Here is a 19,572-nt window from a genome sequence, read left to right on the forward strand (position 1 = left end):
GTGGCTCGTTAATGGCTTCCTTTCATTAACTAAACTGGCGGAAGGGGCACTTCCCTGGAATGGCGCCCGCGACTTGGTCAATCAATCCCGGAAAAGCGGTAAAAGCAAAGATGGGTTCGAGAACACAAGTGATTCAACCGGAAAAAATCTAAATTTTTAATGACCTGAGCCCAATTTGCAGGCCCAGATCTAAATAATTTGAAAAAAATTAAAATAATCGATCGCCGATCGTACAAACTGCCTAATAAAATTACTAATTTGAAAAAAAATTCAAAATCAATGGCCTGTTCATTGTACGAATTGCCTAATTAAGTTACTTTTTATCAAATAATTTCAAGTATTGCCTATGCCGTAACCCTCTACATCATCCCCTACGAATGAAAGAAGCCTCTTAGTTAAGACTTTATAGGTTTCCCATACTGCAATCGTCTGCCAAGACGAGCGGAGTCCCTATGCTAAAATTTCTATACCAATTAACCAACAAAAATTATGAAAAGAACAAAGGAAGTTAAGTGTCCTCTGTGGATGAAACTTACTTTTTATCAAGCCGCCGTTTTCGCAGCGTCGATGGGCACATCGTTTGCCGCGCCTGTGAAATTGGACGGTGCGTTAAGTCAAGCGGTGAAATCCCGTGCCAATGTAAAAGCTGTTACAGGGAAGGTAACCGATTCTAAGGGTGAGGCTGTACCAGGAACTACGGTGCTTATTAAAGGAAGTGAAGTGGGTACGAGCACAGATGCAGATGGTAAATTTTCGATCGAAGTTCCCAATGACCAGGCAATCCTTATATTTTCATCGATCGGCTTTAATTCTAAGGAAGTTACCGTTGGAGCACAGAGCGTATTGGATGTGGTCCTGGAAACATCAGCCGCCGTCCTGGAAGAAGTTGTGGTAACAGCTTTGGGTATCCAAAGAGACAAGAAAGCGCTTACCTACGCGACGCAGCAAATCGGCGGACAAGAACTGAGAGCCGCAGCGAACACCAACTTTGTCGATGCACTTAATGGTAAGGCAGCCGGTATCGACATCAAAGTAAGTAGCTCCGGTGCGGGTGGTTCTACCAGGGCCGTCCTTAGGGGTAACAAATCCTTGCAGGGATCAAGCGAGGCGCTCTATGTGATCGACGGTATTCCGATGGTCAATAACAAAGGCGGCCAGCCAGGTTCTTATGGAGGAACGGATGGTGGCGATGGTCTCTCTGCCATTAACCCGGCTGATATCGAAAGTATCAGCATTCTGAGAGGAGCAAATGCTTCTATTCTGTATGGTAGCCAGGGTGCGAATGGTGTCATTCTGATCACCACCAAAAAGGGCAAAGAAGGTAAATTGTCTGTGGACTTCAATTCCAGTGCGGTATTGGAAAAAGTATCCGGCCTTCCTGATTTTCAGTATCGTTATGGCAGTGTGGGCGGGGATTACAGCTGGACGCCAACAGGAACAGCGGAAGTGAAATCAGACAATTATCAGAAAGATTATATTAAAGACTTCTTTCAGACTGGCGCTACCTTCACCAACTCAGTGGCAATCACTGGCGGGAACGCTAAAACGAATGTCTACTTCTCCTACGCGAATATTTCTTCGAAAGGTATCATGCCAACGAATACCTACCGGAAAAACAACTTTTCGTTCAGACAAAGCACCAAACTGCTGAAAGACAAGATGACAATCAGCTCCGGTGTGATCCTGTCTTCCGAAGTATCCAAGAACCGCCCGGGTGCAGGTTATTATAACAACCCGCTGACTGGTTTGTACCTGTTCGCCAGAGACCGCGATTTCCAAAGCTACAAAGACAACTACGCGGTGTTCAATAAGGATCGGAATATGAACAAGATGAACTGGTATTCTACTGAAGAAAAACAGAACAACCCTTACTGGGAACTTTACAAGGATCCTAAGTTGCAGACCTACAAAAGGCTCATTGCCAATGTGAAACTATCGTATGATATCATTGAGAATCTTAAATTCGATGTAAGGGCGAATATTGACTATAACAATGTTTTGGATGACAAGCGCTACGCGGCGGGCGGCAACTCTGTAAGCGTTGGCCCGAACGGTACGTGGAACTACGCAAGATACACCGATCAGTCGATCTACACAGATGGTATCCTTACCTATAACAAGAGCTTTGGTGAGTTCAGTTTGACTGCCTTGGCCGGTCTTAGTTATCAGAAAAATAAGTACTACGATGGAATGACTGTCAACAATGGCACGAACACGTTACAGTATCCCAACATATTCACGTTCTCGAATATGCCCTACAACGTAGTTTTCAATAACCATCCGAGTTACAGCAATACCATTAAGCAAGGCGCATTCGCCAACTTGTCTCTTGGGTTCAAGGACTTCCTTTTCCTGGATCTTGCAGGGCGTAACGACTGGGCTTCTACACTGGCTCTTACCGGTAATCAGTCTTACTTTTACCCTTCTGTCGGAGGATCTGCTGTAATTAGCCAGATGCTTGACTTGCCTCAGGCTGTTTCATTGCTGAAAGTAAGAGCTTCATTTTCTCAGACTGCCAACGAAGTACCTTATAACAGGGTAGTTCCTTTGAACGTCATTGGCGGCGCAGGCACCGCGGATGGTGTGGGTGGTATTACGTACGCTTCACAAGTACCATTTACCACTCTGAAACCGGAGAAAATTGTAGCCAACGAGTATGGCTTGGAAACCAAATTCTTCCACAACAAGTTAGGGCTTGATTTTACTTATTACACCGGCGTCAGCACCAACCAGTTCCTTTCGCTGGCGGCACCTTCGGGCTCAGGATATACAACTTATTATATCAATGCGGGAAGGATAGAAAACCATGGATTTGAGCTTACTTTGAATGCAGAGCCTTTCCGTACGGATCATTTCAGCTGGAATACCACGCTCAATGCTTCTCAGAACAAAAACAAAATCGTAGAACTGATCGCGTCTAACCCTGACTACCAGGTGGGCGGTGACAATGAAGGTTTTGCGTCGATCATCAAAGCAGGTGGTTCGTTTAACGACGTGTATATCTACAAATTCGCGCGAAATGACGCAGGGCAGATCATTTTGGATGCCAATGGTGTCACCACTAAGGCAGCTAAGCAAGAATTGGTAGGCAATGTGAACCCTAAGCTCCTGTTGGGATGGACCAACAACCTGAGTTATCGTAACTTCTTTGCCAGCGTACTCGTGAACGGTAAATTCGGCGGCGTAGCATTCTCCAAAACTGAGGCATTCCTGGATTCTTATGGTGTAAGCGAGAGATCTGCGGTAGCCAGGGACGCCGGATCAGTAGCCATCAATGCGGTTACACCTGAGGGAGTAGCTGTTACTTCCATTGCTCCATACACTTATTATTCCGCGATTGGTGACAGAAATAAGATCATGGAACCATATGTGTATTCAAGAACCAACGTTAGATTAGGGCAGCTTGTGATAGGCTACAACTTTAAAACAAAAGGTACAAATCCAGTGTTTAAGGATGCCTCTATCTCTTTCGTAGGCAGAAACCTGTTCTTCTTCTATAAAGATGCGCCTTTCGATCCTGAGCAGGCTATGAGTACCAATAACGATTTGCAATCGACCGATGTGTTTGGATTGCCATCTACGAGATCATATGGTTTGAACCTGAAGTTTTCTTTCTAAAACTCAAAAGTTATTGACATGAAAAAAATAATTATAGCATTGATATCCCTGGTGGCATTCGCAGGTTGTACGGATAATTTTATTGAAGCCAACCGGAATCCTTATGAAATTTCAAGAGAGCAGCTCCTCGAAGATAACAACCTTCTTGGCTCTCCGTTCTCCGGCATGATCTTCAACCTCAACGGGCACCAGATCGAAGAAGATTTGTGCTCCGACAACTGGATGGGATACATGGGTACGCCGACCGACTTTGTAGGTAACGTAAATAACACTACCTACTACATACGCTGGAACACCTACTGGAACCGCGTGTATGGTAGCATTATGTCGCCTTCAAAACAAGTGATCGAGCTAGCCAAAGAATATAATTTGCCGATGTTTGCGACCTGGGCCAAATTGATCCGCATTTACGGAATGTCCAAATTGACAGGGGTGCACGGACCGGTTATTTATTCCCAATATGGTAGCAGCGCCAATTCGATATTATACGATAAGGAGTCGGACCTGTATCCGTATTTCTTTAAGCAACTGGATTCTATCCAGACAGACTTCAATGCCAACAAGGAGTATGTCGGATTCAAAAAATTCGACCCGTCAAAATATGCTGGCAGTATCCCGCAGTGGCAGAAAGTGGTTAACTCCTTGCGTCTGAGATTGGCTATGCGGATTTCGAAAGTAGATCCGGCACTGGCAAAAACGGAGGGTGAAAAAGCATTGGCCGATCCTGCCGGTTTGATTGCCACTAATGCTGACAATTTTACCAACTCTTTGCAGGGAAGCAAGATACCCGTTGCTCAGATTAGCTACGAATGGGATGATACCCGCATGGGCGCACCGATGGAATCGTTTTTGATTGGTTTGAAAGACGGCCGGATCTCCAAATACTATGCTCCGATGACGAACGCCGCTTTGTATGCCGATCACCCTTCTGTGCCTTACAAAGGGGTAAGGAACGGTGCTTACATCAAAGCGAAAGCGGACCACGTTCCGTTCTCAAAAGTGGCCGAAGATTTCCAGACGGTGCAGTTCAGAAGGAACTTCACTGCGGCGGAAGTGGCATTTTTGAAAGCGGAAGCCGGACTCAGGGGCTGGAAAGGTGCAGGTGATCCTAAAACCAACTATGAAGAAGGTATCAAGTTGTCTTTCTCCGATTGGGGTGCAGGCGGCGTAGATGCTTATATTGCGGATGCTACGAGCAAACCCATCAATTACGTCGATCCTATTGATGCCCGTAACAATTTTACTGCTGCTTCAACTATTACCGTGGCTTGGAACAATGCGGACTCCAACGAGCTGAAATTGGAAAAGATCATTACACAGAAATACCTGAACACCTTCACCAATACGCAGGAAGCCTGGGTTGATTTCAGACGTACAGGCTATCCAAAAATCCCACACGTAGCCAAAAACGACAGTAATGGCGACTGGGGCGTAATTCCTGCGACTGAATGGATCAAAAGGATGCCGTTTGTAAACGCAGAAAGAACCGGCAATACTGCTGCCGTTACAGATGCAGTAACGAAAATGGGCGCTGGCGCGAAAGATGATATCGCTACCCGTTTGTGGTGGGATACTGGAAAAGCTTCAAACTTTTAAGTTGTAATCTGTTAAAGCTTAAGTGAGAATCGGGATGGCTGCGGTCATCCCGATTTTTTTGTTTAATGGCGTTAACGACTGCTGTATTTCTAAGAGCTTGTGATAATCTTGTAAATCAGTTTAACTAGAACTGTTGTTTTCAGGTTGAGAGCCACAACGGCGTTGTTTGTTAAGATTTGAAGTAAAGAAGGTTCCAGGCTTTCTTCACCTGAATAGAAAACCAATGGCGTTTTCTTCCTGATTTTATTAAATTCATTCAATTCTTTTAATTGCTCTTCCTGATGTCGGCTACCTGGAATTGAACATACAATCAGGTCGCAATGATTGTCTTTAAGAAAGACCGATGCCTTGGCGAATGAAGATTGCCGGTAAATTGTGTTCTGAGGTAGCTGATTAATGATAGGGTTCAAGAAAGTATAGTTGTTTCCTATTAAAAGAATTTTCGGCAGACTCTTACGTAATAATGGATCTAGTTGTTGGGTATTCAAGTAGTTATTTTCATCTGAAAATAACAATATAGGTGTAGACTGATTAAGTTTATCGAAAGCATTCAATAGGTTGGAGTGGTCGCTTCCTGAGTTGTAGGCTGAAAGGGACGAAATAATGAAGTCGAATTCCTTTTTCAGACATTTCTCCTGCGCCTCCTGCCATGATTCGTACTGATAAAATGTTGTGCCATATTTTGTTAAAGTTTTGATAAGCCTGTCAAATGATTTATCGTGATGCAGCCACAAGATGTCAAAATCATGTTTGTAGTAAAATTTTTCAGGGAGGTCCGACTGCTCCAATAGGTCAAGTTCCAGCATCGTACCACCTTCGGTATAGGCACCGATCGTGAAGGCTTCGTAAGCTGTAACTTCGAGCCGGGCTGCTCCGTCTTTGAAATTCAAATACTTAATCTCGCTGGAAAATGTATCATGCAGAAAAATGGCTACCTGCCTGTCGTCTTTTTTATCGGGAGAAAGTACTGTAATTTTAACCTTATAAGATACACTTGAACTCGTTGCTTTGTCGACCTTCGCATTTAAAGAATATCCATCAGTCTTCGCATTTCCACCCCAGCGGAATTTTTGAAGATCGTCGCGTACGACCATCTTTCTTTCACTATACAATTGCTGGACTCTTTCTTTAAAATCAAGGTCAGCCAAGCTATCATCTGCTAACGATTTTTGTATCTGATTAATGAAAGCATTTGCGACTGCCTGGAATCCATTCTTGCTCGGTAGCAGTTCATTGGCCCATTGGTCTGGAGGGATACTGTTGCGAGTGTCAACAAAAGTTACCTTATTTCTGAATTGATTATCCTGGGTAATACTGCTTAGTTTATCTGCAAATCTGTCTACAATGTATTTGACTAAATTTTGTCTTTGGCTCTGAGGACTTATACCAGATTCAGTCATAGTGCGGCCTACCCAGTTGATTTTTTCAGCGCTTGTTTTTAGTGGTATGAAATAATCGTAGCAATGAAAAAATATTTTCGAATTCGGATGTTTTGATAATAATTTATTAAAAAGATTTTTAAAATTTATTTCTATGGTACTTAATTTTTTGAAGAATTCGGTCGATAGATAACGATCAATTTTACTATTTTCCTCGTTGGGTTTGCCATTCAAGAAGGAGGGGAAATCTTCTCCAAAAAGGTCATTAAGGCCATAACTCACAATGATGAAATCAAACCCGCCGGACTCTTCTGCTTTCAGATAGTTGCCCGAATTGATAGCTTCTTCCAGTGAAGCTGCTGGATTTGCGACACTGTAAATCGCGTATAATCTTGATAACTGATCTAAAATATCTACTTCTAGCAGCGGATATTGAAACCAGGAATCACCTAATGCAAGAATTTTGCTTCTCTTGGGGTTCTTTTTTAAAAGACGATAGCGGTTGTGTCTAATAGTCGTTTCAATTTGATTTCCCAGCCATGACCGCGCCGTGGTCTGATTCTCAAATTCGCTTTCGACTATCAAATCTGGCTTTAATCTCCATCTTGTCGGTTGTCCGAACCTATCGAGCTCGACTTCACAAAATTGACCAGCTGCGAAGTAGGCACTGTCTTCGGATTCCAATAATTCTTGAAGTTTTTTTTCAGAAAACCTGTTGTAAAATGGATTTTCTATTTCAAGATTAAGGGTTTCTTCTGACCAACCGGAAGGTTCTGAAAGGGTCTTTTTTTCTCTGCCAAGAGCCATATTTTATCTCGTTACAGGATTCTCCAACTTCTCTAAGTTTTCTAAATTATCTATACTGAATCCATTTGTCTCGAACAGTTGATCACTTACTATAAATTTTATAGACTCGTTAATGGACGCGAAATTGTAAATTTGTTCAAGACCGATTGATTCGAGTCTAATAAAGTGATTTTGTTGATAGCTGAGTACCATCGACTCTCCTGAGAGTAATAACTGCGGTTGCATAGGCGTAAGCCGGGGAGTAATTCCAAATAAGTTGCTCAAATAGAGAGCAGCAACATAGAGATCCTGTTCACTAATGTTAGTGATTTTAACAACAAGATTTAACTCGCATTTTGTTTCATTTTTTCGAAATACAGGTCTTGCAAGCCTGTTCGATATATCTATTGCCGACTTAGATCCATCGCTATTCAATTCAAATAACTCAGTACTGATCAGGGATTGACGGACTTGAAGCCCATCTTTTAGATTCTTTACATAATGCCAGCGGGCGATTTGTTGAAATGTTTCTTTTAACTTCTGTACGTCTTCCTTTGTATTGTATGGCATTGGTACGATCAGAGGCCTATATTTGTCACTTGGGGAAGTGATATAAACCTTGGCGCAGCGAATATGAAACTTGTAATTACAGTCGCTGTCGACAAATTCAATATTTGACGTGTCAGTCAGGGCAGCAAGTAAATCGTCGCATTCTTCGATCGTTGCATCATGATTTTCCAGAAATAGTTTCAGCTTTCCTGTTGATAGATTCCGAACGTCCGCTTGGTAGGCAGTTTCGGCATGAATGCCCTGGACATCCAGTACAGTGTAGTCCGCGTAGATCTCCTGTTCCTTTGGCCTAGCAAAGTAAGTGTCATTTGCAGCAAGTGGGTCAGTGAGCGTAATTTTCGAATGTTTGTTTACGCCATGAAGGACACCGAGGTTTAACAGCCATCCCAGGTCGGGATTGAAAATTGTTTCTTGAGGTCTTCGCGTTTTTGGAGTAGGCTTATTTAAAAAACCAATCTGTTTTGAATCCTTGTTGTTTCCCGCAATAAACAGCCGGGGAGATTGCCCGTTGTGTCTTCCCCGCATATATTGTTGGATTCTGTTAATGAGAAGCGCATAGGAGATGGTCTCTTTTTGATCTCCGAGCGCTTTAACAAATGATTTGATGAATCCTCCTCCTTTTGTTACTTCTGTCACGGGTTTAGTGCGCTCACTCGCTGATATTTGAAAATATGTCCCTGTTTCCGACAGATAGCCGGATCGTTTGTTAATAATGTCTGTTCGGGATACTGAGTCACTGAATATAAAGTCATTCCAATCTCTCATTGGGAATGCCGAACTTCGATTAGTATTCAACGAGGAGTCAGGAACGTCATTTTTTAACTTGCCATCCCCTTGGTATTTGCAGTCGTAGATGGTTACGATGTGAGCTCTTGTTGCACTGTACAGTTCGTTTAGCAGAAGGTGGATTTCCTTGTGGGTAATCAAATAGTCAGCCGGTTTATTTGTTCCGCCATCATAGCAAACAAGGCAATCCAAAAGACCGTCAGCTTCTCCCCAAATCGTATCGGCTTCCTCCATCGCGTCATGTCCTGAAAACCAGAATAAAACCGTGTCCTCTGAATGGGCTTGGCCAAGGGTATTTCGAAAGGTGCGGACTATCTTGTCTTTGGTCGCCTCGTGGTCTGTTAGCTTCGTCAGGTGGACCTCAAAATCGGCAAGTGATAGCAAATGTTTCTCAACTAATTCAAGGTCAGTGTGTAAGCTGGCTGAAATTTTTCTTGCTTTATCATAATTGCTTATTCCAACCAAAACACAATACAGCTTCGGTACTTCTAAGTGCTTAGGTTTTTCTTGCTCCTTTGTGATGACGTGCCAATCCGGATCGTGAAGTAGTGTTTCATATCTCGGGTTCGCGGATAACTTCCACATAGATTCATCTAAGTCGCTATCGAGACCTGTTGAGTTTGTTCTTGTTAGTTGGAGTTTAGCGAGGGCATATTGGAAAGATTCTTGTATGGTATTTCCAGTTGCAGTAAGTTTCCGATAAAAGTGTCTTGCGAAATCGAATCCTTCCTTGTTCAAAGCCCCTGATCTGGACTCAATAACCACCTTAATTCCTCTCTCGACTAATCTGCTAACTATGTGATCGGCGATCCCTCCGTCAAAAAAAACCAATTTAAGATTTGGTAAATCAACTAAAATGTCAGCAAGCCCGTCGCTATAACTATCATTAGTGAAAAAGGTATTTTCGGGAATGAACCCAGTGAAGTGAAGCAAGACTGTTCGGTCTCCAAACAAAGAAATATCCTCCCGAATGTCGTTTAACTGCGGGGAGCGCCTAGCCCTGTGATCGACTTTAAAATAATTATTTGAGTCCAGATTATGCTCGTCCCATACCAGCAATAAAGTATTGTACTCTTGTACCACATATGAATACGTAAGATTATCTTCTGATCCCGATAAAAAGTAAGACAGCACAACCGGGACGATAGAACTTTCATGGTTAATAAGATCCCTGGTAGTATTCCGCAGCAACACCTCTTGCACCTCCCTAGGCAGTTTGACTTTATATCCTTGCTGCGAGGGATTGACACCTATACGACTTTGGGCTTCTTTGAAAGACTCCACGGCATTTGGTGATCCTTTTTTAGCCAAATTTATGCTATCAACCAGTTTTTTCAGGGCTTGAATAGAATCGAAGTTGTGGGCTCCCTTCTCCGCGTTTGATTCGCTTGGAATGGTGCTTAATAAATATTCAATTTGAGACAGTGCTTCCAGTCGCTGCGCAGGATTTGTACTGGTTTGAGAAGTTGTCAATAGTGAATTTATTTCTTCGGTTAACTCGGACGAGGTCAAAGTTTGCTTTTGGTAGTTGATTTTTTCTGCTGCTGCAAGCGCGCCGGTAGGTACATGGTTTCGGCGCTCTTTCAGATATAGCCCCATAAAGGCAGCCAGGCGCCATTCGCGCACCGGACCCCACAGAATGGAAGACGCGCCGTTAACATTGTCTTTGCCCCTCAGATATCTGAGCAACACTTCCCGAACAGGTAAACTGATTTCATATAAGTCTCGTCCAATTTCGCGGACAATCGGGGAATGAAGCAGTTCATCAACCGTGTGGAGTGGAATAGGATACGTTTTGCCGGTTTCGTCTGCCTGGAAATTCCACCAGATTTGTTGCAGAAGATCGGTAGTCAGCGCGACAGGGAACGCAGCATGGCAGAGCATCCACCAATGTGCGTCCGTGGGACATACCTGACAAAATCCTTCTATCTGGGCCTGATTAAGACTGCTTAAAGATTCGTATCCCGGAAGCAACGTCATCTCCCAGTCGTCATAACTTTTGAGATCATTGAAACCAAAGATGTATACCTTCTCATTAACGTATCCCAAAGGCGGTAACCCCGACGTAAATCGCTTTATACTGGCGTCGTCGGGATATATCATTGTTACAAAGTAGGAGATGTATTGTGCTGAGGAATCATCGGTTTTGCGTACGGGATTGATCCATAGAATGCGAGAAGTGGTTTGACGGATAATTTTACATAATTCATGCATTTGTCTGATGAGTCCGAAATCGAGTTTCTTATGGGCTGCACCAGCATCACTGAAAATAATTACCTGGGTGTGTTTATTCCACTTGTGTTTGTTTAGCTCCTTCGACCAATCGACCAGTTTTGTGTGTGATGTGTCTGAAAACAAACGAAAATTATTGGTATCGCTATTTACAATCGGACAATCGTGAAAATAATAGCGATCAAAATTCGTAGCGTGGTCTTTGATGGGTCTGTTACCAGGATTATTTGTTATTGCTTGTAAAAGAGAAGCTTCCCAGGCACGAAATGGATTCATTGAGCCATCGTGGTCTGTTAACCAAACGATTTGCTGATTTTCTGTTTTCTCAGTTTTATACTCGGGCTTGTGAATGACGCCATCTGTGACCAATTGCTGAATAAGGGCCGGGGCGTCCAATTTGGCAGTGGGCTTGTCAATAAAATAGGTCGGTACTTTTCGCCACATTTGGGTCACCTTCCGAGTTGTGAAAGGCAACGCTTTTTCTGGAAGTAATGTAAAGGTCGATTTGCTATAACTGGATCTTTTATCTGCTTTTAAGCTATGTCCATTCCTGGAAGTATCTTGAATGGATAGACTTAGTTCAGACCACTCTGAGGTATCGACAATTGGTTCCGGTAGAGGAACCCCTTGTAAGGGAATACCTGGGTTAGTAGGATTCCGGGGTGGATTTTTATCGTCGTCTTCGGCTTCATCGTCCTTTTTCTCTTCATCACCCCCGGCAGGAAACGGAGCTATCTCGGCATCTGCTGGTGGAGACTCGGGTTCGTCTTCTTTCTCGGTCTGATTCGTAAGGTTAATATGTTCAGGAGCGGAGTATTTTTGAAAAAGCGCAAATTGTTCTTCAAATAATTTGGTAAAGCGAGGCTTAAACTCTTTTCTGGATAACCATAAGGCCTCACAGATATGGAAAATTTTGCTCTTATCATTTGTTTTGGTTTCGAGCCAACATGCTAAAAATGCCTCGTATTGCTCCGTGTCCAATTCAATGCCGGCCTCCTTCTTTAAACGTAGGAAGAAACTAAAAAGGAATGGCTGGAAGTCGTTTTGATTTTTCACTTGCTCAATCCATTGTAGCGTTGTCTATCTTCCTTGGTCTTCAGGAGAACTTCTGAATATGGGAGGCCCGCTTCGCTCAGACGTTGAAGAAAGTCTTCTACGGTACGTTGATTTGCTTCATTTCCTTCAACGTTTAGATCGTTGATACCCTTGTCATTTAACCAAAAATGATGGATCGTTCTGACCCAATCCAACAATTCACTGGTATCGGGTGCTTTGGTGGCATTTCCATTTTTCATGGAGCTAACCAGTTGGTCAAAGTACGTTACGATGGTAGTGAGTGTGATGTCGGAGATATTGTATTCTTCTTCGGGGAAATGTGCTTTTACAATTTCGAGCCATTCCGCTCCCGACATGGTGATATAATGAAATACACAGCGTCTTAAGAACGCATTCGGCAATTCTCGCTCGTCGTTGCAGGTGATAAAGACAATAGGGGGATGTTTTGCTTCAATTTCAAAATCGGTTTTTCCACGTTCATTCATTTCGGGAACTTTAAATCGTCGCTGATCGAGTTCAAGCAACAGATCATTTGGAAAATCAATGTTTGCTTTATCAATCTCATCTATCAGTACAATCGCTGGACGGTCCGTTTTAAATGCTTGTCCTAAAGGGCCAAGCGTCAGATATTTGTCTTTAAAAACTCTTGCTGTTTTTGAGAGTCCCTGAAGGTCGCGCAGGCGGGCCAGATGGTCAAAGGTATAAAGACCATCAACCGCTTTGGCAGTTGATTTCACATACCATTCAAAGAAGTAGTTTTTATAGCGCTCACCATAAAGCTCATAAGCGACTGCCTGTGCCAGTTTTGTCTTCCCGCAGCCTGGCTCCCCCCGTATGAGGAGAGGCCGCCCGAGAAGACGGGCGTACCTTACGGCATCGATTAAATTTTTGCTTGGTCTATATGGTGGGATTTCTTTTCCTGTTAGATTTCCGTGCACATCGTAATCCGGCTGAGACACTTTTAGCGCCTCTCCGAGATAGGGTTTCTCTGTCATGAATTTAGTCGATAATCTTTGCTAATAGCTTTGATGGAATTTGCAATTGTTTGCCCATCTCCGTAAGTACGGGGATGAGATAGCCAGGCCATTGTACTTGCAAGTTTTCCGGGTCCAGATTTGTCAAGATGCTTCCTCCCGGATCGACATCTTCCCTCCATTGCACAATTTCATCCTTTTCCAATGACTTCATTGTGCATGATACCTTTTGAATATTTGCGACAGGTGTGTTTCCTATAATGGAGTTGAATATTGAATTTGTATCGAACTGCCGATGTATGGCAATGACTACAACCTTATTTATGATCTTCTGAGGAAGTTTATCGGATAGTCGATCAAGAAATTTACTGACTAATTCAACTGGTTCTTTCCAATTAGCATCTACAACATTACTTGGGGGTAGTAAATCATCGAAGATGATGATGACGGATTCCTGGCTATTTATATTCTTAATTGAAATATAACAGTTGTCGTCTGTTCCTAGCTCTTTGGAAATTACTTTTTCGAGTTCATCTATGTCTGCTGTGTGATTGAATCGAAAAGAAAGGTTTATTTTTTTTATTGATTTGGTTGTTTTAGATAACTCTTTGATGAATTTTTTCAGTAAAAGATTGTGTCCGCAATTTGGCGTACCTTCCAGGCAGGCAAATATTATATTACTTTGACTGGATTGAAGAGATTTTTTAAAATCTTTTTTGGGATCTTTGAAATTGAAGTCATCAATATATTTCGGTAAAACATCAATCACATCCCTAATAAACTCGTTATATACTTCTGCAAATAGTAGTTTTTTCATTTTATCATCCACATCGCCGATAAGTGGATGTATATACGCCCATTTATTTGAAGGTATGATTGCGTTTGCTTCTAGATTGTCTTTTTTGAATTTTTCTAAACAATAATCGGGATCACTTATTTTAACGAAGACAATGAATTTGCCTTTAAAGTCGTCAACTTTGAGCTGTAATGATTGCCAGAATTTATAAAACTGCTTGTCTTTTATCATTATAAATACAATATCAGCCGCATTTATTTCAGCATTGACGGAAACAATGTTTAGTTGCTCCTGAATGTTGAACGTTCCGTTTACAACGACTTCTCCATTATCTATTTTCGGCGTTAATTCGTCAATAAATGTGTTATATTCATTTTTCGAAAGTTCATCATAGATGAAAAACATCTTAGGAATCGGGAGGTTTATGACACGAGTCAATGCCAGATCGCCGATGACCCACCAATATGGATCGGTCAATATTGCTTCCGCCCCTTCCCGAACATGTAATTTCCATAGGTCAAGGCCTTGTCTCTGTGTTGTTGTTCCGAGCCCTCGCCAAACAATAGCGTTTTCGGTATAACCACCCGTCGCTTGGCCCTTGAACAATAATTTGCCTTTTGCAAAATCGAACGCAGCCTGGATAGTAACCCCGGTTTTAGCTATTTGGCGATAGAAATCAGTCGCAAAGTCCTTTGCTACGGAGTCCGGTATTTCCTGACTTGTTGCGATAATTGCCTTCACTTTGCTTCTTTCAAAAAGAAGATCTACTTGATCGTGTGTACCACAGCCGTTTAGGAACACTAACTTTAAGTTACTTGCTTTTGCTAAAAGAAGGGAAAATCCCGGCAACTGTCCGTCCCCATTTTCCAGAACTATTTTCTGTTGACCGGCATGTCCCGCAAAGTGAAAAAGAACAATTTTGTCGCCGTAAGTGGCTACATCATTTGGTATCTGATCTTGTTGAGCAAATGGACGATCCAGATGTTCGATCTTGAAATAACCTTGCTTATTCGGGTCTTTAGATTGTTCCCATGCCGCGCTAATTTCGCGATGTTCTTCTTTCAACAATTCCAGGAATTTTTGATCGGGGTTTTGGGAAAAATAGGACACAACAACCGATTCCATCTTATTTTGGAAGTTTAGAAGACAATTGGGTAAAATGAGGGAACGTCTGTTGTTTCTCCCGTTGATAATGAAATTTTCCCGAGGCAATTCGAAGTAACGTCCTCATTAATATATTCAAAAAATTATTTAGAGGATTATATAATTTATTTAACGGCGATTAGGGGATTCCGTAAGACACTGTCAATGATCAAACGCCCTTCCTGCCCAGACCCACCGGGCTGGTCGCACTATGGCTGTAAACTAACTCCGGCGCCTGCCTAATCACGCCTGCGAAAACACGAGCAAACTATTCGCCGGCAGGGTCAAAGGAGCCGAATACGCGAAGCCATGCAACGGCAGAGCCTGCGCTTCAACCGACCCATTATTCCCGGTAACGTCAGGGTTGGGATAGTTTTCGTAAAAGTCGCTATTGAAAATCTCACGCCATTTTCCTGGCTTGGGAAACCCTACACGGTAATCGTAGTGGGCGTGCGTGGCCAGGTGAGCGACGATTATTACGTCACCGCCTTGTTCCGTCCAGCGATGCCAGGCCAGCACGCGATTTTCGTCATGGCTGTGAATGGCCCGGAAGCCCTGGCCGCGCAATGCGGGATGGTTATGCCGCAAAGCGATGGCATCTTTCCAAAACCGTATGTGATCCGTCATCTGTTTGTCGTCCTGGTCGATGCCTTTCCAGTGTAGCAAGAGGTCCTGGTGGAATTCCAGGTTATCGGACCATGGTTTGTCTTCCAAAAACTCCTGGCCCATAAAAAGCATCGGTATTCCCGGGGCTGTGAGGCTGATGGCGGCAGCAACCCTGCTGCGGCTGCGTCCGAACCATGACCTCGGATTGGACGGATCGGCCAGGCGCGCGATGCGGGGTTCCCGGTTCAGATAAACGATATCGTGATTTTCCGGCCCTTGTACAAATCGCCAGTGTTCAGGGAAACCTTCCGGCCACAGGCTTTGTCCAAGCCGTTGCATGGGTAGCGGGCGTTCGTCGGGGCGGCTGGAGTTGGCAATGACATCCCGCAATGCGATCCTCAATCCGTCAGTTAAAGTAGTATCGAAACCCGCGCCGGTAGGGGGCTGTTTTACTATAAAAGGGTTGACATTCCAATATTCTGCTTTATGGAGTGCGGAGGGTCTGTGGTATTTGAGGGTAGAAGTCAAATCCTGGCAAAAATCCCACCCATGAGGAGCGCCATCATGGTCGATGACGCTGACCTGGTCGTACCTGATGCCATCTATGCGGTATTCGTCCAGAAAGTACCGGGCATTCTGGATCAGGAATTCCCGGACTTCGGGCTTGGCAAAATCGAAAACGAGCCCTCCCGCATGGCCTTTGTCCGTAAAATAAAGTGAGTTCAGGTTTCCGCCATTGTCGAACGACTGACGGTCAAAAAAATACAGGCTTTCCGCCCCGAAATCACCTCCGGCATGGTTATAAACCACATCCAATATGACCGCTATTCCATAAACGTGGCAAAGGTCGATCAGGGCCTTGAGCTGGTTCATCTCTCCCCGCAGGTCACCAGGATGATAGTGAGCTTGACCATGGTCACTTAGCAATGCGTTAATGGGTGCGAGATAAGTTTCGATAAATGCGTCCTCAACAGCAAAATCCATTTCCGGCGAGAAATAGTCGGTGCCGTTATAGCCCAGGCTGAATTCCGTTTGAAACTCCTGGATGGGAAGGAGTTGAATGGCAGTAATGCCCAGGTTCGCGAAGTGTGGAATTTTGAGGGCAACATCTAGAAAGGTGCCTCCCTTAGGCAGACGTGGGGTAAAAAATGTACCCACGTGTAACTGGTAGATCAGAAAGTCTTCAAAAGCGGGTGTTTGGAAACCTGTTTCATGCCAGGGAAAGTCGGGTTTGCGGATGATACAGTCGCTCGGAAATGGAGTTTGCAGCTCGCGGGCATAGGGATCCCGTTTAGGGCCTTCGCTTCCCTCGCCGATGACGTAAAATTTGTAACGTTGCCGGTCTTCGACCCCGGGGATAAACCCGGCCCAAACACCGTCAATCTGTCGGTTTAGCAGGCTGGCATCGTTGCGTGCATATTGGTTGAATTCGCCGATCACATAAACGGCTTGCGCATAGGGCGCCCATGTTTTGAAAATAGCGCCGTCGGCAATCAGGTTTGCGCCCATGGGCGAATGATCATGGATGTGTTGGAGTGAAGTTGCCATAGTGTTGAGGATCGTTGAAATGTGGCCGGAGTGGCATCTGATTAAAGTTAATCAATGTCGGAGGAAGCCAGCTATCAACTTCACCAGGTACGGCTTCGTAAGAAGACAAACTTATTAATCGGTTCGAGACGTCCTTTTTTTGCCTGTTGCAGGTTTTCGGGTTTCTGCCTTATCGGTGGCAGACGGAGCTTATTTTTTTAAAATAAATAGTTGCAATAATTTCATTTCCGGATTTGGTACCGTATCTTTGAAAAATATACAAATAAAATATTATGAACACAGGAACGGTTAAGTTTTTTAATGAATCGAAGGGCTTCGGATTCATTTCTCCCGAAAATGGCGGAGACGACATTTTTGTACACACAACAGGCTTGAAAGACAACATTCGCGAAAACGACCGTGTAACTTACGAAGTTGAAAACGGCCGAAAAGGATTGAACGCAGTTAATGTGACTTTACTTTAATTAGCTACATCATATAGCAAGCAGAAGATCCTCCCGGCATGGGAGGATTTTTGTTGTTAGACATACGTTAACCATAGCACCAAATTTTTATGGCTTTCATTGATATTGTGCTACGCCGGCCGTCGTACGGATGGCAAGATGAGTCGGGCAACTTGGTTAAGCCTTCTCCCGGCCAGCTCTTCAAGGAATTTTTTCACCGCCTGAATGTCATTCGCGACAAGCGGAATTGGCTGCCGTTTATGAGCTGGCTAAAAGTCTTGATCATGGTGCCGTTCCTGGCGCTGTTCATTTTCAAATTTTTCAGCTGGGGACTGCTTCTGGCCGCGTTTGTGTACAGCATGTTCATAATGGGCACGCATGGTACCATCTGGCACCATCGGTACTGTACACATCGCGCATACACGTTCCGTAACAGGTTCTGGCAGTTCGTAACACAAAATCTGACGGTCAGCATGATCCCGGAAGAGATATACGTGGTCTCGCATCACGTTCATCACGTCAAATCCGACCAGCCTGGCGATCCCTACAATGCGCAAGGCGGTTTCCTCTACTGTTTTCTGGCAGATGTAAACCACCAGCCCATCGCATGGGACCTGAATGAGGCGCAATATGGCCGGGTTAGATCAATGATGAGGCACACTGGCATTCGTGCCAATACCTACAAGCAATACGTTAAGTGGGGATCCTACCAGAATCCCGGCAGGGCTATTCTTTATACGTTAGCGAACTGGTCATTCTGGTATGGAGCTTTCTTTTTGCTCGGCGGTCATGCGCTCGCTTGTACGTTGTTTGGAGCAGCCGGGTTCTGGGCTGTCGGCGTGCGTACTTTTAATTACGAAGGACATGGTAAAGGCGAAAACAGACAGCGCGAGGGCATCGATTATAATCGCAGAGACATGTCGGTGAATCAACTCTGGCCGGGTATTGTGGCGGGCGAGTGGCATAACAACCATCATTTGTATCCCCGCAGCGCTCGAAGCGGCTTCAAACCGCATCAGGTAGATATGGCCTGGTATTATATCAAGTTGCTGAGTATGCTGGGTGCGGTATCCAGTTATCAGGACTCGAAGGAAGATTTTTACGAACGTTACGAACGTCCACACCGGGAAGGGAAGAGCCTTCCACAGGAGGAATTACGGGAAGTATAGATTTTAATAGAATATGAAAAACTGCCGCCCGCTAGTCTGTGGGCGGCAGTTTTTTTTTGAATTACATCGCCCCGCTCAGGGTGAATAGCCTCAGAATTAGTCAAACGGGGTAGTCAATTACAGGATGCCTGACGTGTCATGATCATACGCTGGCTGTATGGGTCGGTATTTTTGTATTTTAATCGTTATGTTTGCCATTGTTTAAATGATATTTTGTATCGGTTAAAGCTATGTCCCTAACGCAACGCACGGATCTGGAATTGCTCGATTTAATGCGATCCGGGCATGAGAGCGGGTTTACGGAACTTTATAACCGGTACTGGAAAACGTTGCTGGTGATCGCGACGAATAAAACGGGCGACCTGGATGAAGCGGAGGAAATCGTGCAGGATATTTTCGTTTCATTGTGGAGAAGGAAAGAGGAGCTCAAACTGACATCTTCACTTAAAAATTACCTCGCTGTTTCGGTCAAATACCGGGTTATCAAATCCCTCGCCAAACAAAATCTGAAAAGCAGGTTTGGCGATGATCGCTCGTTTCAATACGACCTGATAGACGATTCTACGCAGCAATGGCTGGAATTCGAAGAGTTGCAGCGGCGGCTAAGCGATCTGGTGGCCGAACTGCCGGAGAAATGCAGATTGGTATACAAAATGAGCCGGGAGTCGGGTTATTCGCAAAGGCAGATAGCAGAAGAACTGGGCATTTCTGAAAAGACCGTGGAAGCACATCTTGGAAAGGCGCTAAAAACGCTTCGTACCGGTTTGAATCAATTCCTTTTTTCCTTCGTATTGTAGCAAATTCGCTATCAAATATAATTTTTTAAAAAAATAATACATTTTTTTTCTCCTCCGACTAAGGGATCGGTTT

General features: G+C 44.0%; 10 protein-coding genes. 5 read left to right on the forward strand and 5 right to left on the reverse strand.

Annotated elements, in window-relative coordinates:
* Positions 1–489: 489 nt before the first annotated feature.
* Both LZD49_RS20750 and LZD49_RS20755 read left to right on the forward strand, forming a co-directional pair.
* Entirely contained in the window at positions 490–3,618 is a 3,129-nt protein-coding gene (locus LZD49_RS20750) for a SusC/RagA family TonB-linked outer membrane protein (protein ID WP_234669544.1), read from the forward strand.
* Positions 3,619–3,636: 18 nt separating this feature from the next.
* Entirely contained in the window at positions 3,637–5,214 is a 1,578-nt protein-coding gene (locus LZD49_RS20755) for a SusD/RagB family nutrient-binding outer membrane lipoprotein (protein ID WP_234669546.1), read from the forward strand.
* Positions 5,215–5,303: 89 nt separating this feature from the next.
* On the opposite strand, the gene LZD49_RS20760 is transcribed toward LZD49_RS20755, so the two are convergent.
* The 5 genes from LZD49_RS20760 to LZD49_RS20780 form a co-directional block, all read right to left on the reverse strand.
* Complete coding sequence (locus tag LZD49_RS20760; RefSeq protein ID WP_234669548.1) at positions 5,304–7,400, reverse strand: SGNH/GDSL hydrolase family protein; 2,097 nt, start codon at positions 7,398–7,400, stop codon at positions 5,304–5,306.
* A gap of 3 nt (positions 7,401–7,403) precedes the next feature.
* Positions 7,404–12,023, reverse strand: coding sequence for a caspase family protein (locus LZD49_RS35840; RefSeq protein ID WP_234669550.1), 4,620 nt, complete (start codon positions 12,021–12,023; stop codon positions 7,404–7,406).
* Positions 12,020–13,018, reverse strand: coding sequence for a MoxR family ATPase (locus tag LZD49_RS20770; protein WP_234669552.1), 999 nt, complete (start codon positions 13,016–13,018; stop codon positions 12,020–12,022). The genes LZD49_RS35840 and LZD49_RS20770 overlap by 4 nt, the downstream gene beginning before the upstream one ends.
* A gap of 4 nt (positions 13,019–13,022) precedes the next feature.
* Positions 13,023–14,918 carry a CHAT domain-containing protein gene (locus LZD49_RS20775; RefSeq protein ID WP_234669554.1) on the reverse strand — a complete coding sequence of 632 codons (1,896 nt, stop codon included), beginning with the start codon at positions 14,916–14,918 and terminating at the stop codon, positions 13,023–13,025.
* A gap of 261 nt (positions 14,919–15,179) precedes the next feature.
* Entirely contained in the window at positions 15,180–17,090 is a 1,911-nt protein-coding gene (locus LZD49_RS20780) for an alpha amylase C-terminal domain-containing protein (RefSeq protein WP_234669557.1), read from the reverse strand.
* 272 nt (positions 17,091–17,362) lie between these two features.
* Between LZD49_RS20780 and LZD49_RS20785 the strand changes: the two genes are divergently transcribed.
* From LZD49_RS20785 to LZD49_RS20795, 3 genes are all read left to right on the forward strand, one after another.
* Positions 17,363–17,554, forward strand: a complete 192-nt coding sequence (locus LZD49_RS20785) for a cold-shock protein (RefSeq protein WP_234669560.1) — start codon at positions 17,363–17,365, stop codon at positions 17,552–17,554.
* Between the two features lie 89 nt (positions 17,555–17,643).
* Positions 17,644–18,702, forward strand: coding sequence for a fatty acid desaturase (locus LZD49_RS20790; RefSeq protein WP_234669562.1), 1,059 nt, complete (start codon positions 17,644–17,646; stop codon positions 18,700–18,702).
* 230 nt (positions 18,703–18,932) lie between these two features.
* Positions 18,933–19,499 (forward strand): RNA polymerase sigma-70 factor, encoded by a 567-nt coding sequence (locus LZD49_RS20795; RefSeq protein WP_234669564.1) that lies wholly within the window; start codon positions 18,933–18,935, stop codon positions 19,497–19,499.
* The last annotated feature ends 73 nt before the right edge of the window (positions 19,500–19,572 follow it).

Source organism: Dyadobacter sp. CY261, assembly GCF_021440085.1.
In the GTDB taxonomy this organism is placed as follows: domain Bacteria; phylum Bacteroidota; class Bacteroidia; order Cytophagales; family Spirosomataceae; genus Dyadobacter.